This is a genomic window from Rubinisphaera italica, from assembly GCF_007859715.1.
GTDB classification, from domain to species: domain Bacteria; phylum Planctomycetota; class Planctomycetia; order Planctomycetales; family Planctomycetaceae; genus Rubinisphaera; species Rubinisphaera italica.
The window spans coordinates 1,850,736-1,877,216 of the sequence record NZ_SJPG01000001.1 but is presented as its reverse complement, the minus strand read 5'-3'; the positions used below and the strand labels follow the sequence as shown (position 1 = coordinate 1,877,216).

20 protein-coding genes are annotated in these 26,481 nt (G+C 48.1%); 17 read left to right on the top strand and 3 right to left on the bottom strand.

Features of this window, described 5'->3' with window-relative positions:
- The first annotated feature begins 53 nt into the window (after positions 1-53).
- The 3 genes from Pan54_RS06965 to Pan54_RS06955 are packed head-to-tail and all read left to right on the top strand — an operon-like array spanning position 54 to position 3,385.
- Positions 54-716 (top strand): succinate dehydrogenase cytochrome b subunit, encoded by a 663-nt coding sequence (locus Pan54_RS06965; RefSeq protein ID WP_146502803.1) that lies wholly within the window; start codon positions 54-56, stop codon positions 714-716.
- Positions 717-728: 12 nt separating this feature from the next.
- Positions 729-2,639: a fumarate reductase/succinate dehydrogenase flavoprotein subunit gene (locus tag Pan54_RS06960; protein WP_146502802.1), complete on the top strand. Its 1,911-nt coding sequence runs from the start codon at positions 729-731 to the stop codon at positions 2,637-2,639.
- Positions 2,640-2,641: 2 nt separating this feature from the next.
- Complete coding sequence (locus tag Pan54_RS06955) at positions 2,642-3,385, top strand: succinate dehydrogenase/fumarate reductase iron-sulfur subunit (protein ID WP_146502801.1); 744 nt, start codon at positions 2,642-2,644, stop codon at positions 3,383-3,385.
- Between the two features lie 482 nt (positions 3,386-3,867).
- On the opposite strand, the gene Pan54_RS06950 is transcribed toward Pan54_RS06955, so the two are convergent.
- Positions 3,868-5,319, bottom strand: coding sequence for a sodium/proline symporter (locus Pan54_RS06950; protein WP_207310069.1), 1,452 nt, complete (start codon positions 5,317-5,319; stop codon positions 3,868-3,870).
- Between the two features lie 139 nt (positions 5,320-5,458).
- Here Pan54_RS06950 and ectA point away from each other — a divergent pair, with 139 nt between their 5' ends.
- From ectA to Pan54_RS06880, 14 genes are all read left to right on the top strand, one after another.
- A complete protein-coding gene (gene ectA, locus Pan54_RS06945) occupies positions 5,459-5,995 on the top strand; it encodes a diaminobutyrate acetyltransferase (RefSeq protein ID WP_207310068.1) in 537 nt (178 codons plus the stop codon).
- A 101-nt stretch (positions 5,996-6,096) separates the two neighbouring features.
- Positions 6,097-7,359, top strand: a complete 1,263-nt coding sequence (ectB, locus tag Pan54_RS06940; protein ID WP_146502800.1) for a diaminobutyrate--2-oxoglutarate transaminase — start codon at positions 6,097-6,099, stop codon at positions 7,357-7,359.
- 121 nt (positions 7,360-7,480) lie between these two features.
- Positions 7,481-7,864, top strand: coding sequence for an ectoine synthase (locus Pan54_RS06935; RefSeq protein WP_146502799.1), 384 nt, complete (start codon positions 7,481-7,483; stop codon positions 7,862-7,864).
- A gap of 80 nt (positions 7,865-7,944) precedes the next feature.
- Positions 7,945-8,829, top strand: coding sequence for an ectoine hydroxylase (gene thpD, locus Pan54_RS06930; protein ID WP_146502798.1), 885 nt, complete (start codon positions 7,945-7,947; stop codon positions 8,827-8,829).
- A 118-nt stretch (positions 8,830-8,947) separates the two neighbouring features.
- On the top strand, positions 8,948-9,454 hold the full coding sequence (locus Pan54_RS06925; protein WP_390621923.1) for a MarR family winged helix-turn-helix transcriptional regulator: 507 nt from the start codon (positions 8,948-8,950) through the stop codon (positions 9,452-9,454).
- Positions 9,455-9,980: 526 nt separating this feature from the next.
- Complete coding sequence (locus Pan54_RS06920) at positions 9,981-11,624, top strand: hypothetical protein (RefSeq protein ID WP_207310067.1); 1,644 nt, start codon at positions 9,981-9,983, stop codon at positions 11,622-11,624.
- An 808-nt stretch (positions 11,625-12,432) separates the two neighbouring features.
- Complete coding sequence (locus Pan54_RS06915; protein ID WP_165441630.1) at positions 12,433-13,965, top strand: CRTAC1 family protein; 1,533 nt, start codon at positions 12,433-12,435, stop codon at positions 13,963-13,965.
- Positions 13,966-14,234: 269 nt separating this feature from the next.
- The gene (locus tag Pan54_RS06910) at positions 14,235-15,023 is read left to right on the top strand and encodes a tetratricopeptide repeat protein (protein ID WP_146502795.1); all 789 of its coding nucleotides are present in this window, start codon (positions 14,235-14,237) and stop codon (positions 15,021-15,023) included.
- 192 nt (positions 15,024-15,215) lie between these two features.
- Positions 15,216-16,172: a DUF1559 domain-containing protein gene (locus Pan54_RS06905; RefSeq protein WP_146502794.1), complete on the top strand. Its 957-nt coding sequence runs from the start codon at positions 15,216-15,218 to the stop codon at positions 16,170-16,172.
- Positions 16,173-16,352: 180 nt separating this feature from the next.
- Positions 16,353-16,691 (top strand): hypothetical protein, encoded by a 339-nt coding sequence (locus Pan54_RS06900; RefSeq protein WP_146502793.1) that lies wholly within the window; start codon positions 16,353-16,355, stop codon positions 16,689-16,691.
- Between the two features lie 45 nt (positions 16,692-16,736).
- Positions 16,737-18,830: a hypothetical protein gene (locus tag Pan54_RS06895; protein WP_146502792.1), complete on the top strand. Its 2,094-nt coding sequence runs from the start codon at positions 16,737-16,739 to the stop codon at positions 18,828-18,830.
- A gap of 230 nt (positions 18,831-19,060) precedes the next feature.
- Entirely contained in the window at positions 19,061-19,948 is an 888-nt protein-coding gene (locus Pan54_RS06890) for a cytochrome c3 family protein (protein ID WP_165441629.1), read from the top strand.
- Between the two features lie 802 nt (positions 19,949-20,750).
- Complete coding sequence (locus Pan54_RS06885; RefSeq protein WP_207310066.1) at positions 20,751-23,981, top strand: DUF1549 domain-containing protein; 3,231 nt, start codon at positions 20,751-20,753, stop codon at positions 23,979-23,981.
- 43 nt (positions 23,982-24,024) lie between these two features.
- A complete protein-coding gene (locus Pan54_RS06880; RefSeq protein WP_146502790.1) occupies positions 24,025-25,446 on the top strand; it encodes a DUF1501 domain-containing protein in 1,422 nt (473 codons plus the stop codon).
- Positions 25,447-25,549: 103 nt separating this feature from the next.
- Here Pan54_RS06880 and Pan54_RS26530 read toward each other — a convergent pair whose 3' ends face one another.
- Both Pan54_RS26530 and Pan54_RS06875 read right to left on the bottom strand, forming a co-directional pair.
- Positions 25,550-25,678, bottom strand: a complete 129-nt coding sequence (locus tag Pan54_RS26530; RefSeq protein WP_261343167.1) for a hypothetical protein — start codon at positions 25,676-25,678, stop codon at positions 25,550-25,552.
- Between the two features lie 33 nt (positions 25,679-25,711).
- Complete coding sequence (locus Pan54_RS06875; protein WP_146502789.1) at positions 25,712-26,440, bottom strand: hypothetical protein; 729 nt, start codon at positions 26,438-26,440, stop codon at positions 25,712-25,714.
- Positions 26,441-26,481 lie beyond the last annotated feature (41 nt).

The window sequence follows — 26,481 nt, the reverse complement described above, 5'->3', positions numbered from 1 at the left end:
TGTGTACAATCCCCACCAACTATCGTATCTTTAAGAGAGAACATGGTTTGAGAATGCGTTTATCATCGATCGCGTATAAGACCGTGATGGCCATTAGCGGATTATTTCTCTGTCTCTTTCTGACGGTTCATTTACTGGGCAATTTGGCTTTGTTCTTTCCGGAATCGGTAGCCCGCACCACATTCAATGCTTACGCAGATTTTCTGACGCATTTGCCACCCATCAAGATTGCAGCGTATTTGACATACTTTGCAGTGCTGTTGCATGTGGCGTTTGCGTTTACACTCACAAAGAGGAATCGAGCATCGGCAGGTCAGCGTTACGCCTACAGAGGGAGCGTCAACACGACGAGTTGGTACACACGGTGGATGGGCGTCATGGGAGGCATCCTGTTACTGTTTATCATCATCCACATGTGGAATTTCTGGTATCCATACAAATACGGGCATGATATTGCCTTGGATGCCAACGGTAAGAAGGATTTGTATGGAATTGTGGTTACATCGTTTGCGAGTCTGACCTGTGTTTTATTTTATGTATTAGCGATGGTTGCCCTGGGCTTGCATCTTTACCAGGGACTTCACAACGGCCTGCGATCGCTGGGACTGTATCACAATCGCTATTCCGTGTGGTCGCGGCGGCTGAGTAAAGTTTTCGCGATTATTGTTTCCGTTATCTTTGCGTTAATGCCGATCTACATCTATTTAAGAGGTTGAGGAAGCATGACGATGCTGGACGCAAAAATTCCCAACGGACCAATCGAAAAGAAATGGAGCGAGTATCAAGCGACCTGCGCGCTGGTGAACGCTGCCAATCGCAAAAAAATGACCGTAATTGTGATTGGTTCCGGATTGGCTGGTGGTGGTGCAGCCGCCGCACTTGGTGAGCTGGGGTACCACGTCAAGTTATTCTGCTTTCACGACAGCACTCGTCGTGCCCACTCGGTCGCCGCACAGGGTGGCGTTAATGCCGCAAAGAATTATCAAAATGATGGTGATAATGTCTATCGCATGTTTTACGACGCCATCAAAGGCGGCGATTATCGTTCCCGTGAAGCCAATGTTTACAGAATGGCCGAGCTGTCCGTCCGTTTGATCGATACCTGTGTAGCACAGGGTGTTCCCTTTGCACGAGAGTACGGAGGTTCGCTTGGCAACCGCTCATTTGGCGGCGTGCAGGTTGAGCGGACTTTCTATGCTCAGGGACAGACTGGCCAGCAATTGTTGATGGGCACGAACTCAGCGATTGCGAGGCAGGTTAAGGCAGGACGAATTGAACGATTCAGTCGCCACGAAATGCTAGATCTTGTTGTTAAGAATGGTCGGGCCATTGGCGTGATCGTCCGTGACGCGATTACAGGTGAAATCGAAAGGCACGCTGCACACGCCATTGTGCTGGGTACGGGCGGATATGCAAAGATTTATTATCTTTCGACAATGGCCATGGGCTGTAATGCGACGGCCGCCTGGAAGGCACACAAGCGAGGCGCCTTTCTTGCCAACCCAAGTTTCGTGCAGGTCCACCCGACCAGTCTTCCGGCCCTGGGAAAACATCAGTCAAAGCTGACGTTGATGTCGGAATCTTTACGAAATGATGGCCGCATCTGGGTACCTGCCAGGTCAGGTGACGATCGATCGCCGGAAAAGATTCCTGATAGTGAACGGGACTACTATTTGGAGCGAAAATATCCTGCGTTTGGGAATTTGACTCCACGGGATATTGCTGCACGCGCTGCCAAGGAGCAAATCGATGCTGGACACGGAGTGGGGCCGATGCGAAATGCCGTATTCCTGGATTTTCGCGATGCGATTGCCCAACATGGCCGAGAAACAATCCAGTCTCGATACGGAAATTTGTTTGGTATGTACCAGAAAATCACAGGTATCGATGCTTATGTCACGCCGATGCTGATCGCTCCCTCGCCACATTTCACTATGGGCGGGCTTTGGGTCGATTACGAATTGATGACAACACTTGAAGGCTTGTATGCCTGTGGTGAATGTAACTTTGCTGATCATGGATCGAATCGGCTGGGGGCCAATTCACTTCTGCAGGCCTGCGTCGATGGTTACTTTATCCTGCCAAGTACCATTGGGAATTTTCTTTCCAGCCGCATCAAGGAGCCTTTGTCCCCCACCGATGGCCCCGAATTTGATCAAGCCGAATCGAAAACCAGGGAAGATATTCAGAAACTACTCTCTATCAAAGGCAGTCAACCGGTTGATTATTTTCACCGCACCCTCGGTGCAACCCTGTGGGATTGTTGTGGAATCAGTCGCAGTCGCGAGAGTTTGAACCGCGGAATTGAACAGATCCGCGAATTGCGGGAGCAATTCTGGAATGACGTCAATATCACGGGCGGTGCGCATGAGCCGAATAGTGAGCTTGAAAAAGCGACGCGGGTCATGGACTTCCTGGAACTCGGAGAGCTGATGTGTATTGATGCACTTCACCGGGAAGAATCCTGTGGAGCACATTTTCGAGAAGAGTATCAAACAAAAGAAGGCGAGTCGTTGAGAAATGACGAAGGATTTGGTTACGTCTCGGCATGGCAACATCGTGCAGAGGGGGAACCGATTCTGCATAAAGAACCACTCTCTTTTGAAGCGGTCAACGTGATGACTCGGAATTACAAATAATTATGGAACTGAATTTGAGAATTTGGCGTCAGGACGGACCTGACACCCCGGGCCAGTTGGTCAATTATCATTTGAACAACGCGGATCCTGGCATGTCGTTTCTGGAAATGCTGGACGCGGTGAACGAGCAACTGATCAACAACGGACAACGTGTCATCGAATTCGATCATGATTGTCGGGAAGGAATTTGTGGATCCTGTGGAATGGTCATTAACGGACGACCACATGGACCCGCTCAGGGAAGCAGCACCTGCCAATTGCACATGCGATCATTCCAAAATGGTGATCAAATCACGATTGAGCCATTTCGCGCTTCAGCGTTCCCGATCATTCGCGACCTGAAGGTCGACCGGTCTGCCTTTGATCGTATCATCGATTCGGGCGGTTACATTTCGACAAACATCGCCGCGGCACCAGAGGCAAACTCAATTTTGATCAGCAAAGACGAAGCAAGTCATGCGTTTGATGCAGCAGCCTGCATTGGGTGTGGAGCTTGTGTGGCAAGTTGCAAGAACGCCTCGGCAGCCTTATTCACTTCCGCGAAGGTGACACATCTCGTGAATTTGCCTCAAGGGAAAGTCGAACGCTCCACACGGGTTGTGCAGATGGTCAATCAAATGGATACTGAAGGCTTTGGGGCCTGCTCATTCACCGAAGCTTGCGAAGCAGTCTGCCCACAGCAGATCAGTGTCAGTCACATCGCACAGATGAACTGGGAATACAACCGCGCAAAACTAGGAATGTAAACGTATCAACGATGGTGTTGTCACAACCTTCTGATATTTCCTGTCCAAGTTCCCGACACGCCGAGAGTTTAACATGGTCGTGACTGGTCACTCAATTGTCGTCATTGCTTAGGGAATCAGTCCAGAATTTCAGTCCCCTGCTCTTTCGAAATCTATGCTCCTTCATCCTAATTTGAATCCTAACTTTCAATCACGACCAGATCTTCGCCCCCCTGACGACTCAGAGATCGATTTGTTGTCAGACGTTGCTGCCGTGTAGTTGACGTGCATGTCGATCGTTACCGAAAAGAGCATGGTGGTTCTCCAGTGAGAAAGAGTGAGTGTGATTTCCCAGCCATCGGGAAATCATAATTCCCACTCAAAGCAACTCTTTCATCGATATCAAAGGAGCTGGCTCAATATGGCAGAACCTGAATTGAATGTTATGACACGCCAACGCCTCAGCGATCGTGTGGGAAACCAAGAGGAAGTCAAACGTCACATTAAGTCGTCTCTGGTTTCTCTTGAAACATGTAGGAGCCGAATATTGAGCCGATGGGCCACATCAGGAATGACGCGAGCATACCGGGCAGGAGCTTGAAGACATCTCCATCATAACCGATTGTGTTCCACGCAATCACAGTTCCAACACCAGCTGACATCATTAATGTAATCGTTAACGATGAGAGTTCGACGCCGAGCAGACGCAGCATTAACGCAGGGCCGAGACCGGCTCCGAGGGCGGACCAGGCGATCAGTACAAGAGAAAAGACTCCCTGCCCTGCAAATAATGCTATGATAAGGGCGAGGCCGGCAACCGCGAGAGTTGCCAGTTTGGATGCCAGATAAGAATTCTTCCAACGGGGATTAATGTCTTGTGTGATCGATCCCGAACAGACGAGAATTTGTGAATCTGCGGTAGACATGGTTGCTGAAAATAGCCCTGCCAACGTCAAGCCAATCAGAACATCCGGCAAAAGTCGGCGTGCCATTTCCGGCATGGCAAGTTCTGTCGCCTGCGATTCAGTCATACCTGCTGTTAATGGGATATTCAGCAAGTCTGGCATATAGGCCCGTGCGTAAAGTCCGACTGCTATGCTCGCAATGAAGAAAGGAATAAACCAGAGGAAATAAATCATGCGAGCACGTTGAATTTCATCCACAGAACGAATAGTCATAAACCGCACGAGAATATGTGGTTGACCAATCGCTCCGAAACCACCAAACGTCATACCGAGCAGATACATTGCAAATCCGAATTTCAGATTTCTTGGAAACCACCTCACCAGTTCAGGATCCTGCTGAGACAGATTATTCCAGACATCAACAGGCGTGCCGACTTGAAAACTTGCAGTGATCAGCAAAGTGACCATCGCCAGAATCATAACAAACGACTGAGCGGCATCAGTCCAGATGGAAGCTCGGATTCCACCCGAAAAACAGTAAAGGACAACAATAACGGCCCCGATAATCGCTCCGACTTCTGGCTTCCAGCCGAATAGCGCTTGCAGGGCAGTACTGCCTGCTTTGAGCTGAGCGGCTGCATAAACGCCGAGTAATACAAAGGTCATCAGTCCTGCAAGAATGATAACAACTCGCTTCTCTCTGCTGTTAGAAGTTCCCAGAAGTGCAGGAACTGTTGCCACATCAAGTCGCTCGGATTCACGTCGAACACGCGGATGTACCAGTAACCAGGCGATAAAGTCACCCACAATCCAGCCAATCATCATCCAAATCGACTCAATGCCAACCCGATAGGAGTAGGCGATCTGTCCAATGAACATGAACCCGCTGTTATTAGTAGCAACGGCTGACAACGCAGCCAACCAGGGAGGAACACTGCGATTTGCCAGCAGATAGTCATCAGTGGTACTTTTTCGTGCACGAGCAGAAGAGAGTCCGATGACAACAAAAACTCCCAGAAAGAACAAAAAACTGACAACAACAATTGTCACAGAAACGACCTTAACCTTTAACTTAAAACGCGGTTGACGTAGAGATGGCGAGGATTATACTTACAGAGGTAATGATTGCATAGCTAATCATTAACCAAAACAACTAGGCGATTTCCCTTGAATTCGCTGCATTATTTACGTGGGTGACCATATTATTTCAGTAGAGTCTGAGAAACCAGCAGCAATATTACGTACACCAACAACTAAAGACGCTCCTCAAATCTGGCGGCTTGTCGAAGAATCGGGGGTGTTGGACCCTAATTCTTCGTATCTCTATCTCTTATTGTGTCGAGACTTTGCAGACACCTGCCTGGTCGCCTGTCACGGTAAGAATGTTGTGGGATTTGTGACGGCTTATCGAATGCCACACGATCCGAGCACCTTATTTGTTTGGCAGATTGGAGTGGCTCCAGAAGCACAACGGCAAGGGATTGCAATGAAACTGCTCCAAGAATTGATTGAACGTTGCGGTTCCACTTCGATCAAGGCAATCGAGGCGACAGTTGCACCATCGAACATTGCTTCGCAGCGACTTTTTGAATCGCTTGCTCAGTCACATGGCGTCCAACTCATCGAAAAACCTGAGGATGGTTTTGACGCCAGCGATTTTCCTCCGGGCGATCATGAAGCAGAACCGCGGATACGCGTCGAGTTTTCGAATGCTGCAGAGGTATGATTCTTAACCTCCCGCTTTCTCGTAGCTACTCCCACTGAATAAACGGCGTGAGAAATCTCGATACACTCAATAATCAACTCATTTAAATAGAAAAACTAATCATGGAAATTTTTGAACGACTTGAAAGTAACGTACGCGGATACTGCCGTAGTTTTCCGACGGTATTTCACACAGCCAAAGGTGCCGCTCTGGTGAATGAAAATGGCGACAAATACATCGACTTCTTTGCCGGTGCCGGGGCGTTGAACTACGGACATAATCCTGAAGTACTCAAACAAAAACTCATTGAATATCTCACCAGCGATGGCGTGCTGCATGCTCTAGACATGTCGACGACGGCAAAACGTAGATTTCTGGAAAAGTTTGAGGAACTGATTTTGCAGCCTCGCAATATGGACTACAAAATCATGTTCCCCGGTCCGACCGGAACTAATGCCGTGGAAGCGGCATTGAAGCTGGCTCGAAAGGTGACAGGGCGACATAACATCATTTCATTTACAAATGGTTTCCATGGAATGACGCTAGGGTCGCTCGCGTTGACCGGCAATAGTGGCAAGCGAGCCGGTGCAGGTGTGCCGCTCAATAATGTCACCCACATGCCGTTTTGCGATTATCTGGGGACAGAAGCCGATACGATTGCCGCTCTGGAAAGATTTCTCGAAGACTCCAGCAGCGGCGTGGACCTGCCAGCGGCTTTCATCCTTGAAACTGTGCAGGCTGAAGGTGGCGTGAATATCGGGACAAGAAGCTGGCTGCAGGCTTTGTCCGATCTTGCTCGGCGTTACAATGTCCTGTTAATTATCGACGATATCCAAGTCGGGTGTGGTCGCACGGGGCCATTTTTCAGCTTTGAACCATTTGATCTCAAGCCCGATATTATTTGTCTGTCCAAGTCGCTCTCCGGCTACGGTTTACCAATGGCCCTAACGCTGGTGAAACCAGAGTTAGACATCTTTGAGCCTGGGGAACACAACGGAACATTCCGTGGACACAATGCCGCATTTGTCACTGCGGCAGCTGCACTGGAACAGTTCTGGCAAGATGATTCCCTCACACGCAAAGTCAATCGCAATGCTCGTCAGGTGAGAGATGCTTTGCTCGATATCGCTGCCAATCACGATGCAGAAGTGCGCGGTCGCGGCATGATTCAAGGGATCGAATTTGCAGACGCCAGCATCGCCTCGGCGATCTCTCAAGAGGCATTTAAGAGGGGGCTGATTATTGAAACCGCTGGTCCAAACGATGAAGTGATTAAGACATTGCCACCACTCACGATTTCAGATGAGCAACTCAGTCGTGGACTGCAAATCCTGGCAGAGAGTACGATTGCTGTTACGACAAAGGAACCGGAATTGGTCAGTTGAGTTTCGGTGCCTGTGACAACGAATGAGCATCGGCAATTCGTCTTACAAATAATTCAAAACTATTCATGAAATCTCAGTGAATGAGCATTTTTAAAATAAATACGACAGGATTCATCAACAAATGATTGTCAGAAGTCTGAGTGAAATTTCAGGAACAGAACGTGAAACCTCGGCAGAAACGTGGTCGAGTCGTCGGTTACTGCTCAAAGGGGATGGGATGGGCTTTTCCATGCACGACACCATTATCCATGCCGGTACCACAACGGAAATGCATTATCAGAATCATCTCGAAGCTGTGTACTGCATTGAAGGCAAGGGCTCGCTCAAGAATCTCGATAGCGACCAAACCTACGTAATTGAAGCAGGTACGATGTATGCCCTGAGTGGTAATGAACATCACATCCTGAAAGCTGAAGATCAAATGCGAATGGTCTGTGTGTTTAATCCCCCGGTTGTGGGGCCGGAAACTCACGATGAAAACGGTGTTTACCCATTGATGGAATAGCATTTCGTCAAGAATAGATCTGTAGGATTTTGTCTTTTAACTCAGCTCGCATGTTAAGAGCGTAACCTCAAAGAGAATTGATGATTACACAAACGAAAGATCCCTATTATTCCCGTACATCCGATACCTGGGAGACTGCTCCGCGTCTTGACCCCACTGCTTCCGATGCACCAGGGCCACTGACTACTGATGAGGTGTGGAACTATGCCCACAACGGATTCCTGTTCGCAAATAGTCTGTTTTCTGAAGATGAAGTTCAGAATCTGCTTACTGAAGCACACACTCTGATTGAAAGCTGGCCAGAATCTCAGCCAGGGATTGTGCGGGAACCAGACTCGAATGTTGTGCGATCAATCTTCCGTCTGCATCAGTACAGCGATATCTTCAAAAAACTGTTTGCCGATAAACGATTACTTGACCGGGCCAGACAATTGATCGGAACCGATGTCTATATTCATCAGTCACGCGTGAACTACAAGCCGGCCATGAACGGCAAAGAGTTCTTCTGGCATTCCGATTTTGAAACCTGGCATGTCGAAGATGGGATGCCTCGTATGCGTGCCTTAAGCGTCTCGATTTTTCTCACCGAGAGTCATGAATTTAATGGTCCTCTCATGCTGATTCCCGGTTCTCACGAGAAATTCATTCGCTGTGCTGGTGAAACACCGGAAAAGAATTATGAAAAATCTCTCCGTCGACAGGAGTATGGAGTTCCAACTCGAGAAGCTCTGGAGACATTGCTTGAAGATCGAGAGATTGTTGCACCAAAAGGCCCTGCTGGCTCGGTCGTCTTTTTTGATTGCAATACCATGCACGGCTCCAACGGAAACCTCAGCCCGACACCTCGGAATAATTTATTCGCCGTCTACAACAGTGTCGAAAATCAACTCGTCGAGCCTTTTTGTGACCGTCCGCCACGTCCCGATTATCTTGCAGAGCGAAATGTGGAGCGGATTGAATCTTAAACGCGTTTCCTTTGAAATCGAATAAATCGAGTTGTAATTTAGTCGGATAGCTGCAGTCAAAGTCATTGTAATGTAAACTGATATGGTTCTTATCTCAGTTTAATGCAGGGCTGATCCTTTGGACCACGACAATTCACTTGGGTTTCAGATTCTAAGAGCGATTCGACGGATTATTCGTCGAACCTCAGAGCACTCTCGCAACGTTGGGAAGCAGAGCGGGGTGAGTGTCCCGCAAATGCTATGTCTGAAGGCAATTTCCGAGTTTACCGAGGGGACTGAGGTTACAGTTGTGATGGTGGCAAAATCCGTCCAGCTATCAGCTCCGACGGTTTCGCGGATCCTCGACAAAATGGAAAAGAGTGGATTTATCGTTCGCGAACGAAAGAGCAAAGACCGCCGACGTCTCTGCGTATCGTTGACAAAATCTGGATGGCAGCGTATCGGAAATCTGCCGACACCTCTGCACGAGCAGTTTTTGAAACGTCTGGAAATACTCGACCCCATCGAATGCCTGGGTTTGTTAAAGGCGCTGGAGAGAATCGTCGAACTAATGGATGCCGAGGATTTGGATGCTTCCCCTCTGCTAACCCCTGAACTCGAAGTCAGCCCTGTCAGTAGACAATGACAATCTTTCAGGCACCGTCCTGCTATTTCTCACAACACTCTGGCAGACAGCAGGGCGATTTACCACCGATAACGCCCACATCAAACTCAAAACCCTCTACCCATCAATCCAGCTCAAATGATCCACTAGTAACGCAACTCAAAGCATAATCCGGTAAACTTGTTGAGGCACTCCGGTTTGATCGTTTCGATAAATCGCTCGCAACGGTCATTCAGGTTCGGGGGAGGCCTTCGGTATCGGATTGGTTTTCATGCCCACGGCTTCCATGGTTTCACGAAACTTTTTTGTGTACTTCGTATCTCGATTGTGGGTACTGGTCTTGGATTGCCCGTGCCATCTTCGACTTGCCCGAAAAGAAGTCGCTTGTTCAGAACGGTTGACTACACATATGATTAATTTTTACTAACAAAACTAAATGCCCAAAGAGCAGCAATACGATCTCTCAACAAACAAAGACAACGGATCGCTCGATGAAGAAACCTGAAGAAGACCAAAGGATAATCTTCGTAAATTTCAAAGGATACGCATGTTGCATAAACTGAGGTTGGTGTGGTGCTTTTTCTGTCTGGCTCTCTTATTATTTGTGCCCGTCAAGCCGTTGGCTGGAGCCGATCGACTTCAGAAAGGTGAGATGGCTGGATACCTTCTCGTTCCTAACGAGAAGGTTGAACAAACTTATAATGGTGGGTTTTCCATGTATGTGGCGGCCTGGCCGTTGTTGCAGGAATACCCGGGGCATCGTTTTCAAACAGGACTGTTTGGCACTTGGATGCATGCTCAATACGACAGTCCCAGGACGAAGGAAGAGAAGCTCTATTCCGATATAGAGGGTGGGCTTGGCTGGTGGCGAGACACACGATTTGCAACGGAAACACCTAAATTTATTATGGGTGGCGTGGCTCGGAGTTTTAGCGCATGGGCTAATGGACCTGGAGCTGGAAAAGGAAGAGACTGGAGCAACCCCCAGGGGAAATATGGCGTGGCACAACTCAGTCCTTGGGTACTGTGGCCTCCCGACGGTTTGAATCTGAAACAAGGCACGTGCGGTGAACTCTTCGGTTATGGGTATCTACCTCTTCCACTGACCGACCCCAAAACCATCACCGCTGGAAAAGATGTTCCAACGGGAAACAACTGCTGGACGCTGTTTCTAAATGCACAGAACTTTAAGGGTCCAGTTGCCTTCTTCACTCCGTATTTCTGGTCGCGTCCAAGTTTGGAAGACAGTAACGTCGCTGGCCTGTTTTTGGATACTCGTCCGTCAAATCCGAACAGAGCGTTGCAGATGGAAACCCAATATATTCCGGGCGTTCTGGCAGAGGATACAAGCGGCGAAACCTATGCGCGAATCGCACCAACCTCATTCCCTCTTGGAGAGGACGGTAACTCGATCGTCGTGCACGGCGTTACTTCCTACAACAAGCAGGCTCTGTGGGATGATGTGGAAGCATGGTTTGCGGGTGGTACACCGACCAACGGAGCGATCGATCCGACTGCAGCGAGAATCCATCAATTTCCCGGACGAGGTGGAGCAACCTGGAAAATCTATGGTCCCGGCACGGACAGGGATGACAGGATTCGACTTGCCTGGGATTCCTTCGCGACACCGATGGCACCGAACCCTCAAACTTTTGGATTTCGCTGGAATAATAATTTGGTAATAAAAACTAAAGATAGCCCGCTGGTTACTCTTCCAGAGTATTTCCATTTGGAGAAGGATCAAAACGGAAAACCACAATGGGTGGTCATTCAAGCCGAAGAGGTTCCAATGGAAACGGGGCTCACTTCGCACCGATTTACTCGCCCCGTGGAGGAAACATCGCAACCGTATGTGACTCCTAATGACCCAGCGAGTTGCTGGAAGACGCCAGGGCCAGCGGCGGGCCCCTTCTATGCTTATCCAGGCGATGGCAGTAAAGTGACTTACTACTGGTATCGATTCGCCGACCAGCCGGCACTTCTCAACGCGGATCTGACTGACACAGAACGAGTGACTCTGCAGACGCGAGTAGAAAAACTCCATTCCACCTGGAAGGCAGACCGCGACTATTTGCCACCACCGAAAATTGGAAAACTTGCGGCTATAGATTCGGCTCTAATTGTAACTCCGCCTCAAGGATTGGAGATCGGTTACGTTCCGATTGTCACAAGACAGGAATTAGCAAACTAGTGCCCTTTCAGGGCTTAGATTTGGGCATCAAATAACTGTAACGCACTCCGTTGTCGTGCTTTACAAGAACACCATCCCATTTTATTAGTGTGGAAGACGCACTAGTCCAAATGAGAGTTGCTTAATCCCATTCGTCAAATTGCCGTTTGGTAATACGCGACATTGACTGACGACATCAGCATTTACCGTCGTGATTTACCCTGCTGTTTGTCACGACATTCTGATATTTTCTGTCCGACCTCCCGACACGCCAGCAGTTAAACATTTGGGTCGTGACTGGTAATTCAATCGTTTGCAGTATTCAGGTATTCGGTCTTGAATTTCGGTCCGAGATGGGCAGTTGTCGTGCATATTGATCGATACCGAGAAAGAATATGGTCGTCCATCTGTGAGATAAAGTGACTGTGTTTACCCGATGATAGGGATATCAAAATTCCCATTGCAAGCAACTCATTTATCGATACTAAAGGCTATTCAGCCCCGAATATCACCAGTATCCTCCCAGTGCTGTTGATTCTTGCGTACCATTATCGTCAGAATGATTCTGTAATCGAAATGCAGAAACTCATTAATAGCTCTCCAGGTTTGGGTCTTAATTATGTTTGTTTTCGACATCATTTCACGATCACTCCCGTATTTGTCTAATCGGATTCGACTTCTCTGCTGGTTATGCCTGCTAATTTTCTGCACAAACACTGAAGCCGAAGATAATGATTGTGAGATACGGTATCGGAATGTAGTCGCTGAGTCAGCAATCGATTTTGTCCATAATTCTCCTATCACGCAAAAGAAGCACCTGCATTTATTCATGGGATCTGGTACTGCCTGGCTGGATTATGACTGTGATGGTTGGTCCGATCTGTTTATTTGCCAAGGACAGCCCTGGTCAAACTCAGAAAATAATTTCAAGTCTAAGAACTCCCCACTTGATGTCAGCGATCGACTGTATCGAAATCTTGGCAACGGAAAGTTTCGTGATGTCACGTCCGACTGTGGTTTGATCAATGACGGATATTCGATGGGAGTATGTGTCGGCGATTACAACAATGATGGGTTCCCGGATCTTTATGTTTCTCGATTTGAGGCCAACCAACTCTATTTGAATCTAGGTGATGGATCTTTCGTTGATGTAACCGAGCCGTCTGGAACATCAGACGATTCCTACGGAGCCGGCTGCACATGGGGTGATGTCGACAACGATGGTCTACTCGATTTATTCATCGTCAATTATTTACAGATTGAGCCGCAGGATTATCCACTCTGTAAAGCTGAGGGGGGTAATGGTGAGCTGTTTGCCGGGTGTCATCCTCGATTTTTGAAAGGAAAACAGGATATTTTATTTCGAAATCAGGGGAATGGCCGGTTCGAGCAGGTGACAAAACAAAGCGGCTTAGAAGTGGGTGATGCATTACAGGGGCTAGGTGTAGTGGCCGTCGACTTCGATAACGATAGTGACCTTGATTTCTACGTTGCAAACGATTCTGTTCCAAACCAGTTATGGACGAATACTGGCAAGGGTCATTTCGTGGAGGAAGGACTTCTCGCGGGATTGGGAGTCAACCGCAGTGGAATTCACGAAGCGGGCATGGGAATAGCTGCAGGTGATTATAATGGAGATGGTCGCTGTGATGTGTTTGTGACTAACTTTTTCGGTGAAACCAACACGCTTTACAGAAACGATGATTTTTATTTTACGGATGTCACTTCTGAAGAACGATTGTCAGCTGTAAGCCTCAGGCGATTAGGGTTTGGTACAAATTTCCTTGATGCCGACAATGATGGTTGGCTCGACTTGTTTGTTGCCAATGGACATATCCATAATCACTATGCAGAAATTGACCGTGATGAACCGTATAAACAGGTTCCGCAATTGTTTCGAAATCTGGCAGGAAAAGGATTCACTGAAATTTCCTCGCGAGCCGGGCTGTATTTTGCTGAACCAACGCTTGGTCGTGGTTCAGCTCTTGCCGATTATGATCGCGACGGTCGAGTTGATCTTGCGATTTGCCAGTTGAATAGTCCAGTGGCTTTACTCCACAACGAGACTGAAGGAGCGGGGCATTATATTGCGTTGAGACTGATAGGAGTAAAAAGCAACCGTAATGGGATCGGGGCTCGTGTATCTGTTGAAACGAATGAACGAACCAATGCCTTTTGGAAATTCAACAGTAGCAGTTATCTTTCCTGTGATGAAGCGATTTTGCATGTCGGATTAAGAGAGCATGAAGAGATTCAAAACGTAATTGTATCTTGGCCTGGTGGTCACCAGGAGATTTGGTCAGATCTGGTGATCGATAACCGATACAATTTGGTCGAAGGTCGCGGAAAGACGATTCCATGAAACGGCCGTCCCAATATATTGTTCGCTCAACGCTGTTGTTTAGCATCGCTATCGCGATTGGACTGTGGTATTGGTTGCCGTATACCGAGAAAGATGATGGTGAACCCAATCGGATTGAGCGAGATCAAGCCGCTAGTGATGTGTCTGACACATCCGATCAACCAGACATGATTCGCATATTGGCATTGAGAAAGCACCTGTTGTCAATGCCCGAAGATTCTGTGGCCAGATTCGAATTAGCGATGAAGCTTCTCTCGCTCGACAAGCAGATGGCTTTGCAGGAATTCCAGCTAATTCCAAAAGAATCTCCACTGTATCTGGAAACTCAAAAGCGAATGGCAGCAATCTTCATCATGAGTCAGCAATCGTCTGAGGCAGAATCTATCTTAAAAAGACTGCATGTCGATTATCCGGATGACTTTGCAGTGGAGCTTTCACTGGCAGAATTGTACTCAGATCAAAGATTCTTTCAGGAAGCTCTACCTCATATCGTAAAATCCATAGAACTGAAGCCAGATCGGATCGAATCCTATTTGCTTCATGCCTGGGCTTTGGAAGAACTGGGACGGTTTGACGAGATGAGAGAACCACTAGAAATGGCGATTCGTATTGAGCCAATGCATTATGTTGCTCATTCTTTGCTCGGTTTTGCCTATTTGCAGAGTGGCCAGATTGAGTTGGCTTATGAACATGTGAGCTGGTGTTTGCGTACTGACGGAAAGAATGGTTTTGTGCAAGAGACCGCAGCAGCAGTAGAGAGAGAGAGAGGCCATCTCGATAAGGCATTTGAACATGCGAAGTCAGCAATGAAGCTAAGCCCTGAACGTCTTGATCCACCACTGATTGCTGCTGATATCCTTATGTATCGCAAGAAGCCTGAAGAAGCATATGAGCTACTTAAGGATCGATACGAGGCGGGCGAAAATGCTATCCGTTTTTTAGGAGCTTTTGCGCGGGCTGCATCTGGATGTGGTCATCGCAGCGAAGCAAAGACTGCATTTGAAAAAATCGAACTTATTTACCTGCAAAAAATGGAAAAAAGGCGAGAAAACGAATGAGTAATTCGAATCAGGACGATTATGGGTATCTTCACATTTTTAAATAGAATTTCAGCATGCCTTGTTGACAGGGTTAGATCAATCTAATAATCTGAATGCTTAACATCTAAGAATAATGATATGTCTTATCGTTATGAGGTTTTTCACCATCCCTCGAATTAATAGTTTCTATTTTCTTAAAGAGGACGCCCCATGTTTGTTTCAAACGCAAATCAACAGAGGTCGAAAGCTTTTACGCTAATTGAATTACTCGTAGTGATAGCAATTATCGCCATTCTTGTGGCTCTGTTGCTTCCGGCCGTCCAGCAAGCCCGGGAAGCTGCCCGACGAAGCTCGTGTAAAAACAATCTTAAGCAAATTGGTCTGGCGTTACACAACTACCACGATACCCACCGAATCATGCCTCCGATTCGTATTGTTGATATGAATAATTTCGCGGGAACGTGTACTGCAACTTGGCAACGTCCTGGTGGCTGGGGGTGGAAATCACTTATTTTACCATTTGTTGAGCAGGCCGCCATCTACGACTCAATCGATTTTACAGAGCATATATTGACTTCTGGGTGTGCGGGAGGACAAATTACCCCAATCAATGAGATGAGGACAGTCATCAATGCTTACCTCTGTCCCTCAGATGCAACTTTTGAGAAAGTCGATGGTAATTTTGCCGGTACTAACTATGCGGCGATGGCATCAACCACACCAAATCATACGACGACCAATACCGCTCAACTCGGTCTGATGTCGACTCAACGTCCGCCTCGATTTCGTGATATTGTTGACGGAACGAGTAATACGATCGCAGTCATTGAAGTTTGGCGTGGCAAGCCTTTTGACCGACTCGGGGGTGGACCAGTCAAACTTAACCGATGCGGACGCTGGTTCACGTCCGGGAGATGTGAAGCTGACTCGAATCGTCCACCAAACGATCCGGCTAAAGATGAAGTCTCATGGAACAATGAATACCTGAATGGCTCAGGTCACAATGGAGGCGGCAATGGGCGTGCTGCTTCAAGTCTGCACAAAGGGGGTGTCCAGGCATTATTTGGGGATGGAGCCGTTCATTTCATTTCTGAAAATATCGATTTAGGCGTCTACCGCAACACCACAACACGACAGGGTGGCGAAGCTAGTACTATTCAGTTTTGAACACTCTCGGAGAATCAATTTTGCACGGAAAATATCTCTTTCCGTGCATTTTTTTTGTCTGTCTATTTTATCATAATGCTATTGATTTGAAGGTCTCTCTCTGTGAATAAATTCTGTTCAATGCTGGTTTTGTTGAGTCTTTTTAGTTTTTCACTTGGATGTTCGGATCCTGCCAAGGAAATGCGAATTAACGAGGAATATCCAGATTGGCCTGAACTCAAAGCATTGCAAAGCGATGAGATATTGATGCCGATTGGTACGGCTGTCGGCTTCGGCGATATTAAAACCGCCAAAGCCGAACTAAAGAATCCCGAATTCAAATTGGCTCTTGATGCGTTCGAATCATCTCAACTCCCATCGGGATACGATTCGGAAGAACGATCAGCAGCTAAGGAGAAAGCCGTAAAACAGTTTCGAGAAGCAATTCAATTAGCAGAAAACAATGGCTCGAATGACGCTGTCAAAGAAGCATTTGAAGAAGGATCGGCCGCCTTGCGTGTAGTAGCCGCTCCTAAATAAGAATGTTAATTCATCAGTTTCATTCAACTGCCGATAGGCAGGCAAATGCTAAATGTTCTGAATCGTCTCTGTTTTGGCCTCGTTTTGCTGGTTTGTTCGCTGCAAACAGTCCGGAATGAGCCTCTTGCGTGGGATATTTCTCGTGGTGCTTGGGTCGTTGCTGGCTCGTGGACGCCTTCAAAAGATCTATTACTGGACGAGTACGCTTCAGAGGCCGACTGGTTGGGCGGTTTAGCGAGTTATGGACTTTCGTTGATCCCCAACGAACTTGGTTTAATAGTTGCCCGGCTCGCTATCCCGAGTTTGTTCCTTCTATTACTGATCGGGAGGAAAATTTTTCTGCTGCAGCCTCAGTTTTTCGTTTTCATGAGTTTCTGGCTGCTTGCTGTCGAACCATTTCTGGAACCGACCTCGCTGGTTCTGGAAATGATACTGACAGTATTGGCTTATCGCCTCGCGGCACTCGATAACACATTCAGTCTCAATCGAAGGCTTATCTGCTGGTTCTTCTTATCGCTAGTTTGGGCTAATGTGGGAGGTCATTGCCTGCTCATTCTCTTCGCTATGGTTTTTAGAACGGGTCTATCGAGTTCTGCAGTCAACTGGAAGCTTGCACTTGTTCGGCTTGCGATGATCATCTTGGGGCTTGTGTGCTGCCCACGTGGCCTCTTCGTTTTTCATGATTCCTTCAGGCTATTGCTTCCTTGGTTAACAGAAGATCGATGGGTACTGGAGGAATTGAATTACGGAGAACTTTTGCGACTGGAATGGAGCCCACTAACGATCGGTTATTTAGGTCTTGGGGCTAGCGTGTTGGCAGAGAACCTGAGGAGGCGTCCCGTCGAATTTGGAACGAGTGCGATCCTGTTGATGATCGGTGTACTGAACTGTCAACTAATCCCTCTGATTGCGACGATATTGGTAACGAAGCAAATCCTGTTTGAAAAGGCTGATGCAAATCATCACAAGTCACACGAGCCCAAAGCGGTCGTTATTGTGGCAGCAAGTCTGCTCATGCTGATAATGTCTTCACTCTCCATCTTAAATGTATGGCCAGCGGGATCGATGCGTATGGGAATCGGAATCGATTCCTCATTTGGTGGCAAGGAGACCAGCCAGTTCTCCATGCTCCCGCGTCTGGAGGACAGCATCTATGCCGCAGGTACAGAAGAGGCGGCTTTTGTCACAGCATGTATTTCACAAAGCAATAAAATGAGATTGCATGATTACCCGCCTCGTGCATTGATTCAGGGTAGAGCGCGAGACTGGGCTTTAATGAATCATTCGCTTGATTTGAGGATCCGTGAAACTCAGCTGACCAATCTCGGTGAGAGACTAGGATGGTTTCTTCCGCTGAAGAAACGTGAGACGAGACTACTCGCGATTTCAACAGATCGAATCAACATTATTCGGTCGCTGGAAGAAGAACGCTGGAAGCCACTTTCTTTAACGCCTCCTGTGCTCATCTTTGCTCGGGCTGGAGATCCGCTTCTAAGCCAACAAATTGTAGAGACCTTAAAACTGAGGACATTTCTTGAGGCAGGACCATGGAAATTTGATCTTTCTGCTCCGTCAATAGCTGACGAGCCAATTGATCTCTCTGGAATATTATCTGGAAAACCATCCCTTGAACCTTTGCAGGAACAAATTGCAGTATTCCAAGCGATGAATATGAATTTTGCTGCGTCGCGCATCATATTCAGCTGTCGTCGATTTTTTGGAAGCGAATATTTGAAAGAAGAATGGCTCCAAACCATAAAACAGCAAGCAGTACAAGAACGAATCCACTCGGGACGAGCGAGTTTGTTTCGGATGCAGTTAATCCTTGAGGAATCTGTATTGGAAAACGAAGAAGACATACTGAAACGGAATGGATGGATAGAGCTCCCTAATTTTAATAACGAAGCGGCTTGGATCAGTGGGATTGAGAACTACAAGCAAGGAGAGCTAATGTCTGCTTTGCAAGATATGCAACCAATTGCCACTTCTGAGGCACGTTATGCTTGTGGACTCATTGCAACGGAACTGGGAGAAACTGCTGCAGCAGTGAACTACTTTGAGCAGGCAATTAGGTTGGACTCGTCAACTCACGCAAGTGATTTGGCTCGTTATATGATAAATAAACTTTCCATAAATTAAACCAGATTATGAAACATATTCCTTTTCTAATTGCAATAACCGGTACACTGCTGTTCTGTCTGTACAACCTATTTTCAGGGGCCTATCAGAATAAAGCAGTATCCCCCAGTTGGCGAGCGGATTCGGTCCCTCCATCGGCACAATCTTGCAAAACATGCCACGAAAAATATGTCGATCGATTTCAGGGGGCTCCTCATTCTCGCACATTGCTATCAGGTACGGATCCGCTCGTGCTTTCTCGATTTGGAGACAAATCGTACGCAAATGAGCATGAGAAAGCTGAGTTTCGAGTACATGGAGGACGCCTGCATTATCATCATTCAAATTATCCAGAACCGGTTCAGGTAGACTGGGTGTTTGGCTCTGGATCGCATGCAATGACCCCAGTAAGTCTTATTTCGAATGCTCAAGGTAAAGACCAACTGGTGCAGCTACGAACATCCTGGTATCCCAATAATGAACTTGGACCTACATTAGGGCAGAATACAAATGCCGACTCTTTGTCGGGAGTCGAACGAATTGGCAAACTGAGTGACCATGCTGAAACGATGAATTGCTTTGGTTGCCATATCACGAACATCGTTCCAACAGAGTCTCGTTTGACAGAAGATACCGTTCAGCCAAGTGTGAGCTGTGATCGATGCCATCCCGGCTCCGTAAAACACCTCCAGTCACAGGAGTCCGGTAACGAAAGCCACGGGCAATGGGGGCTTGACTGGTCAAAAATGACAGCCATGGAATCCGTGAATCGATGCGGGGGATGCCATCGTCGTGCAGATGAAATGAACCCGGAAGATCTGACGACTCAGGAGACAGATTTACCTCGGCTAGCCAGTGTTGGTTTGACTCTCAGTCCCTGTTTTCACCCGGAGGCTCGACCAGGCTCTGCTGAATATCTGACTTGTACTACATGCCATGATCCTCATGCGCCAGCTAGCAAGATCGCTTTAGACTACGTTCAGACTTGCCGGAAGTGCCACAGCGAGAACTCTCCTGTTTCTGTGACGTGCTCGAATAAACCAGATTCTAACGATTGTCTCGACTGTCACATGCCCAAGGTCGAAGTCGCACCCCATTTGAAATTTACAGATCATTGGATTCGAGTTCGTAATGACTGAACTGAGGCGTATTCTCAAGTATAACGATTATTTTTTAGGCCAGAATACGATATGAGGACAATAGCAAATCCAATCTGATTTAGTAGTTCAAAATTGGGACTGCGGTACCCGGGGCTCGCTCTCGTATTCACCAGATCAGACGTTGTAATGCAGGTAGAATCGAACTCTGGAAGTATTTTTAAACTGCATTAGGCCACCTTCCGCTGAAACGACTTGATCAAGCCGCCGACGTATTTCCGTGCTGTTTGTCATGACATTCTGCTGTATTCTGTCCGAGTTCCAGATAGGCCGAGAGTTTAACATTATGGTCGTGGCTGGTCACTCAATCGCCTACAGTGTTTAGAAAATCGGTCCCGAATTTCAGTCCCCTGCTCTCTCGAAATCTGTGCTCCATTATTCAACTTCGAATTCTAAACCTCGATCGCGACCAAATCCTCGCACCCCTGACAACTCAGAGCTCGATTTGTTTTCCGGTGTTGCTCAACATGGTCAGTTGTAATGCATGATGATTGATACCGAGAAAAAGCATTGTGATCCTCTATGTGAAAAAGAGTGAGTGTAATTGCCCAGCCATAGGAAAATCACAATTCTCATTCCAGGCAACCCTTTCATCGATATCAAAGAGGCTCAGAGAAATATCGCACAACGGCTAGTCTGAAATTGAAATTCTGATCGCTGTTCCAAACGCGGCTCAATGAGTTGTAGACGCATTGGTTGGATTATCGTATCTTGTTAAATTGTGGACGAGCGAGTCCTCACTTGCGGAACAACTACCAACCTTTGAACAAACTGATTGACATCCATGTATTGCCAGAAGAAGTCATTCCTGTTGCTGATTGGTTTCGTATTATCGTTGATGAACAGCCCGATCTCAAATGTTGTCTGGGGTGATGAGCAGCCGACATCGTTGCAGATCCAGTTCTTCGAAAAGCACGTGCGGCCTCTGTTGATTGAACAGTGTTACAAGTGTCATTCCGAAAAGATGACCAAAGGAGGATTGCGTGTCGATTCCCGCAGTGCACTTCAACTGGGAGGGGAATCGGGGCCTGCAATCGAACCAGGTAAGCCTGATGCCAGTTTACTGATAGAGGCTGTCCGCTACGAATCTTACGAGATGCCGCCTTCCCAGAAGCTGAGCGAAGAGCAGATTGCCGTACTCAATAAATGGATCGAGATGGGAGCACCCTGGCCGGGCGATCATGGAGATGCCGAACTGAGGCCGGTAGGGCCAACCTTCACTCAGGAGGAACTCAACTGGTGGGCTTTTCAGCCTGTGACTGATCCTGCTCCGCCAACTCAACTAGCAAATGAGGAGTGGTGCCACAACGAGATCGACCAGTTCATTGGTGCGAAGTTAGATGAGCAGCAACTCGTTCCAGCTCCAGAAGCGGATCGTGCTGTCTTGTTGCGTCGGTTGTATTTCGATCTCATCGGTTTACCACCTACTCCCGAGGAAGTGCGGGCATACGAACAGGATACCAACCCACAGGCGTACGAAAACGTAGTCGATCAGTTGCTCTCACGTCCAGAATATGGAGAACGCTGGGCGCGTCATTGGCTTGATCTGGTGCGGTACGCGGAGTCCGATGGATATCGAGCCGATAACTTTCGGCCCCAAGCTTGGAGGTATCGCGATTATGTGATTGAGTCTTTCAATACAGACAAACCCTACGATCGCTTTGTACAGGAACAACTGGCTGGAGATGAACTTTTCCCCGACGATCCTGCGGCGCTAATTGCCACCGGATTTCTACGGCACGGAATCTTCGAATACAATGTCCCCGACATTCGGGGGCAGTGGGATCAAATCCTCAACGAAGTTACTGATGTCACGGGAGATGTCTTCTTCGGGCTCGGATTTCAGTGTGCCCGCTGTCACGATCATAAATTTGATCCAATACTTCAGAAAGACTACTTTCGCTTGAGGGCATTTTTTGAAGCGACATTGCCCCGTGATGATGTCATTGCAGCGACTCCCGAAGACAAAGCAAAGTATGCCGCACAGCTTGCCGTGTACCAGGAGAACACACGCGAGGTCCAGAAGCAAATTGATACCCTGCTGGAAAAACCGCTGCTGGAAGTCTTCGAGGCGACCATTAAACGCTATCCCGACGACTTGAAGGAGGTCATTCGCAAATCTCCAGAAGAGCGTACTGCACACGAGCAGCAGTTGTTCCAGTTTGCCAATCGTCTGATTCTTCACGAACAGGCTCGAGTTGACGGTCGGGTTAAAGGTGAGAAGAAAGACGAACTTCTGGCCCTGCGACGAGAGCTTGCCAAGTTCGATAAACTGCGTCCCAAAGACTTGCCTCTCCCCATGATCATCAGTGACGTTGGCGATGCAGCCCCTCCAACAATCATTCCCAAGAAAAAAGTTCAAGTTGCTCCCGGTTTTCCAACAATTATGGAGCCTGATGAGCCTGCGATCTCTCCCCCGGAAAACATCCCCAATACCACCGGGCGGCGTGCGGAACTGGCCAGTTGGTTGACCGAAACTGATAATCCGCTGACAACTCGCAATATCGTTAATCGTGTCTGGCAATATCACTTTGGAAGAGGTTTGGCTGCGAACAGCAGTGACTTCGGTCAACTTGGCGGCACTCCGACACACCCGCAATTGCTCGATTGGCTGACCAGCCGATTTCTGGATGGTGGATGGCAGATGAAGAGTCTGCATCGGTTAATCGTGACTTCCGCCACCTACCGTCAGTCAGCCTCTCATCCGCAATTGATGGAGTTTCAACAAAAGGATCCAACGAACCGCTGGTACTGGCGAGGAGATGTGCGGCGGCTGGATGCTGAACAAATCCGTGATTCAATTTTCGCGGTCACGGGACATCTCCAATCGGCTGGCGGCGGCCCGAGTGTTCCAGCGGATCGCCCCCGTCGATCGATTTACACGCGTGTCATGAGAAACAGTCACGACCCGTTGATGCAGGTATTTGACTTACCGCAGTTCATCACAAGTAGTTCGAATCGTGATTCTACCACTACGCCAGTTCAGTCCCTGATGTTGATTAACAGCCAGGTGATGCTGGCCCACGCAACTACACTTGCGGAGCGTGTTCATGCTCAGTCCTCGAACGACGACGATGCTCAGCTAAGTTTGGAAAAATTATGGTGGATAGTCTTTGGTCGTGAACCAAGTGCGGATGAACTCGATCAGGCAAAATTATTTCTTGACACCCAGGAACAACTCAGAAGCAATGATCGGCGGGACGATGGAGTGCCAGCCAACGTCCATACCGGACAGGTTCCTCACCGCCATGGTCAGGCTATACTCTTTGAGGATAATCCCAAACAGGAGCAATTTCAGATTCCCGATCATGAGCGATTGAATGTTGGCGACTTTACGTTTGAGGCGATATTTCAACTGCGGTCGATCTATGATTCGGGAGCAGTGAGAACATTGGGCGCGAAGATGGCTCGACTCGATTCCCGATCAGGCTGGCTGTTGGGGATCTCAGGAAAGGGCTCACGTCGTAAGCCGCAATCTCTTGTATTGCAAATTTTCGGTATAAACGGAGATGGACAGCAGCAGGAAGTCGTTCAGTTTTCAGATCACCAATTGGAATTCAACAAACCGTATTACGCTGCGGTTAGCGTGAAAATGGCAACGTCGGATACTCCAGGGAAGACTACCTTCCATCTGAAGGATCTCTCCAACGACGAAGCCCCTCTATCTACAATTGAATTCCCCAATCCGTTAGTCTCGATGGTATCGAATCACGATCCGTTGACCATTGGCTCGGGCCGTGGCGGAGACCGATTCGATGGTCTGATCGATGATATTCGTCTGTCGAATGTCGCTCTTCCTAACGAAGAACTTCTATACGACTCGGAAGAATTCACCTCTTCGACTATTGGCTATTGGCAATTTGAACCCAATCCAGGACTGCTCAAGGAGAGTCGGCCTGATGGATTGAGCATTGTACTGGGTGGACGCGGCCCAAAGTTCACTTCAAGCTATGCTGCATTTATCGATCTCTGCCATGTGTTGTTGAACTCGAACGAGTTTTTATATGTACGATGATTCCCATCTGCGATGATTAACCTCACCCCAAAATGACTGCCTGATGAATAATCACATTATTACTCCACGAACGCGACGCGAGTTTCTGACCCAGAGCGGTTCCGGATTTGGTGCGCTCGCATTGGCTGGGTTGCTTGCCGAATCTTCGTCACGATTAGAAGCCGGAACTGCATTCGCAAATCCAGTTCCGCACTTCGCTCCCACCGCGAAGAGTGTCATCTTTCTGTTCATGGAGGGAGGCCCAAGCCACCTCGATACGTTTGATCCCAAGCCCGAGTTGAATCGTCTAGCTGGACAGCATCTTCCTGAAAGCTTTGGCACCGTGATCACCGCCATGGGTGAGTTTCATGCACCGTTGCTGGAGTCCAAACGGAAATGGAAACGGTATGGCAAGAGTGGCACTTGGGTCTCTGACTGGCTGCCTCACACCGCACAATGTGTCGATGACATTGCCGTAATTCGCTCCTGCTGGACCGATGGAAATAGTCATTCGGCTGGTGTCTGTCAAATGAATACCTGCTCAATGCTGGGGGGACGTCCTTCTCTTGGCAGTTGGGTTTCTTATGGATTGGGGACCGAAAATCAGAATCTGCCTGCGTTCGTTGTGATGCAGGATGGCGGCGGCACTGTCGTTAATGGCCCGCGCAACTGGAGCGCAGGGTTCATGCCTGCTAACTATCAAGGCACGCTGCTCTCGGAAGGGTCGCAGCCGATTCCCAATCTTAATACTCCCGAAGGCATCAGTTCCGGTATTCAGCAAGGAAAGCTTTCGCTGCTGGGGTCACTGAACCAATCGTTTGCCGACGTCTATCCGCAGCAAACAGAACTGGATGCTCGAATCCGCAGTTACGAACTTGCCTTTCGTATGCAAGCCGCTGCGCCAGAAGCAGTGGAGCTAAGCGGAGAGACTCAATCAACCCGAGAATTGTATGGCATGGATCAGAAGGAGACCGAGTCGTACGGTCGCCAATGCTTGTTGGCACGACGACTTGTTGAACGTGGTGTGCGCTTCGTGCAACTTTATCATGGAGCAGGAAGCCGCTGGGATGCACACAATAGTATCGAATCCAATCATACCAAGTTGTGTAAAGCGATGGACAAGCCGGTTGCGGGATTGCTCAAAGATCTGAAGCAACGCGGTTTGCTCGATGAGACGCTTGTGATTTGGGGAGGCGAGTTTGGTCGCACACCAATGTCCGAGCAGGGCAACGGCCGCGATCATAACCCAACCGGGTTCACGATGTGGATGGCCGGTGGTGGTGTGAAAGGAGGGCAGGTCATCGGATCCACGGATGAACTCGGCCTGCGAGCAGTAGAAGATCGGCTTCACGTACACGACATACATGCCAGCATTCTGCACATGATGGGTCTCAGCAATATGGACCTAACCTATTACTACAAAGGGCGTCCGGAACGCCCTACGGTTAACGAGGGAGCCTTCTTTAAGAAACTGGTTTCTGGCTGAGATTTTCTGCACTGCTATTTCTCACGAAATTGTGGAGTTTTTTGACGAGTTTTCGTCATGCGGAATACGAAAGAGCACTGCTGTTTGTCAAAGCATATCGTTCTTAGTCAACAATCCCCTTGTTGCCCGGTCCGACTTCTTGACCCTGCCTGCCTAATAACTGGCGAGCCATCACGTTCCAGGTTGAGGGTATGTCTCCCCCCATGTAGGCTGAGAATTTAATCGCTTTCATGCCCTGCTCCTGATGCCCACGCGTGCTCAGAAATTATCCGCTGACCAGCCCGATTCTTTGTTGATCATTGACGCTGGCATCAGCTTTTTTGAACATGCGATCCAATTTATTCAAGTCGAGCTTAGATATATCTTTGGTGGAGATGAATTGTATTAGATCGTCCGCGAAGTTGGTGATCAATTCGTGATTGATACTTTGCGACTTACTGTCTTTCAGTTCGCTAAAGTATTTCAGAATCGCATCACGATCTTTGGTCTCGCCTTGCTTGTCGGTCACAATAATTGCCAGCAGCAAATATTGAGGACTGATATCCGAGTAGCGTTTGATCGCTTGAAAAACCTCAATTGCTTTCTCGGATTGCTTGTTCATTACGCAAAAGTCGAAAATTTCTGCCAGTGACGATGACAGCACCGGAGCTCCGAGTGAATCATAATATTCATAAGTTTTCTGTTCAGGAGTTTTCACGTCTTCACGTCCGTTGGCTTGAGCCCAACGGTACCAGACTTTGGAATAGAAAGGATAACGTTCTGATGCTTTGGCAAACGTGACCTCTGCATCGTCATAGTGTTTGAAATGCGACTGCACGACCGCAAGTGCTTCCAGTGAATTTTTAGAATAAGATCTGGCGGAATGCTCTGCATGCCCGACGCCTCCTTTTCCTCGTTCCTGTTCATGTGATAGTAGGCCAGTTGAGTTTCCCAGTGTGTGGTCAACAATCCCTGGCGGAGTAGTTGGAGCATCACTCGAGCCAGTTTCACCCACTTTTCAATTATTCCTTGTTGCCAGTAAATATTGGCCAGATC

Excerpts from the sequence above, each read along its gene's own strand:
- Pan54_RS26530 (WP_261343167.1), bottom strand. The coding sequence starts at position 25,678 with ATGAAAGCGATTAAATTCTCAGCCTACATGGGGGGAGACATACCCTCA.
- Pan54_RS06965 (WP_146502803.1), top strand. The coding sequence starts at position 54 with ATGCGTTTATCATCGATCGCGTATAAGACCGTGATGGCCATTAGCGGA.
- Pan54_RS06915 (WP_165441630.1), top strand. The coding sequence starts at position 12,433 with ATGGGATCTGGTACTGCCTGGCTGGATTATGACTGTGATGGTTGGTCC.
- Pan54_RS06880 (WP_146502790.1), top strand. The coding sequence starts at position 24,025 with ATGAATAATCACATTATTACTCCACGAACGCGACGCGAGTTTCTGACC.
- thpD (WP_146502798.1), top strand. The coding sequence starts at position 7,945 with ATGATTACACAAACGAAAGATCCCTATTATTCCCGTACATCCGATACC.
- Pan54_RS06905 (WP_146502794.1), top strand. The coding sequence starts at position 15,216 with ATGTTTGTTTCAAACGCAAATCAACAGAGGTCGAAAGCTTTTACGCTA.
- Pan54_RS06900 (WP_146502793.1), top strand. The coding sequence starts at position 16,353 with ATGCGAATTAACGAGGAATATCCAGATTGGCCTGAACTCAAAGCATTG.
- Pan54_RS06885 (WP_207310066.1), top strand. The coding sequence starts at position 20,751 with ATGTATTGCCAGAAGAAGTCATTCCTGTTGCTGATTGGTTTCGTATTA.
- ectB (WP_146502800.1), top strand. The coding sequence starts at position 6,097 with ATGGAAATTTTTGAACGACTTGAAAGTAACGTACGCGGATACTGCCGT.
- Pan54_RS06935 (WP_146502799.1), top strand. The coding sequence starts at position 7,481 with ATGATTGTCAGAAGTCTGAGTGAAATTTCAGGAACAGAACGTGAAACC.
- Pan54_RS06895 (WP_146502792.1), top strand. The coding sequence starts at position 16,737 with ATGCTAAATGTTCTGAATCGTCTCTGTTTTGGCCTCGTTTTGCTGGTT.
- Pan54_RS06955 (WP_146502801.1), top strand. The coding sequence starts at position 2,642 with ATGGAACTGAATTTGAGAATTTGGCGTCAGGACGGACCTGACACCCCG.
- Pan54_RS06960 (WP_146502802.1), top strand. The coding sequence starts at position 729 with ATGCTGGACGCAAAAATTCCCAACGGACCAATCGAAAAGAAATGGAGC.
- Pan54_RS06920 (WP_207310067.1), top strand. The coding sequence starts at position 9,981 with ATGTTGCATAAACTGAGGTTGGTGTGGTGCTTTTTCTGTCTGGCTCTC.
- Pan54_RS06910 (WP_146502795.1), top strand. The coding sequence starts at position 14,235 with ATGGCTTTGCAGGAATTCCAGCTAATTCCAAAAGAATCTCCACTGTAT.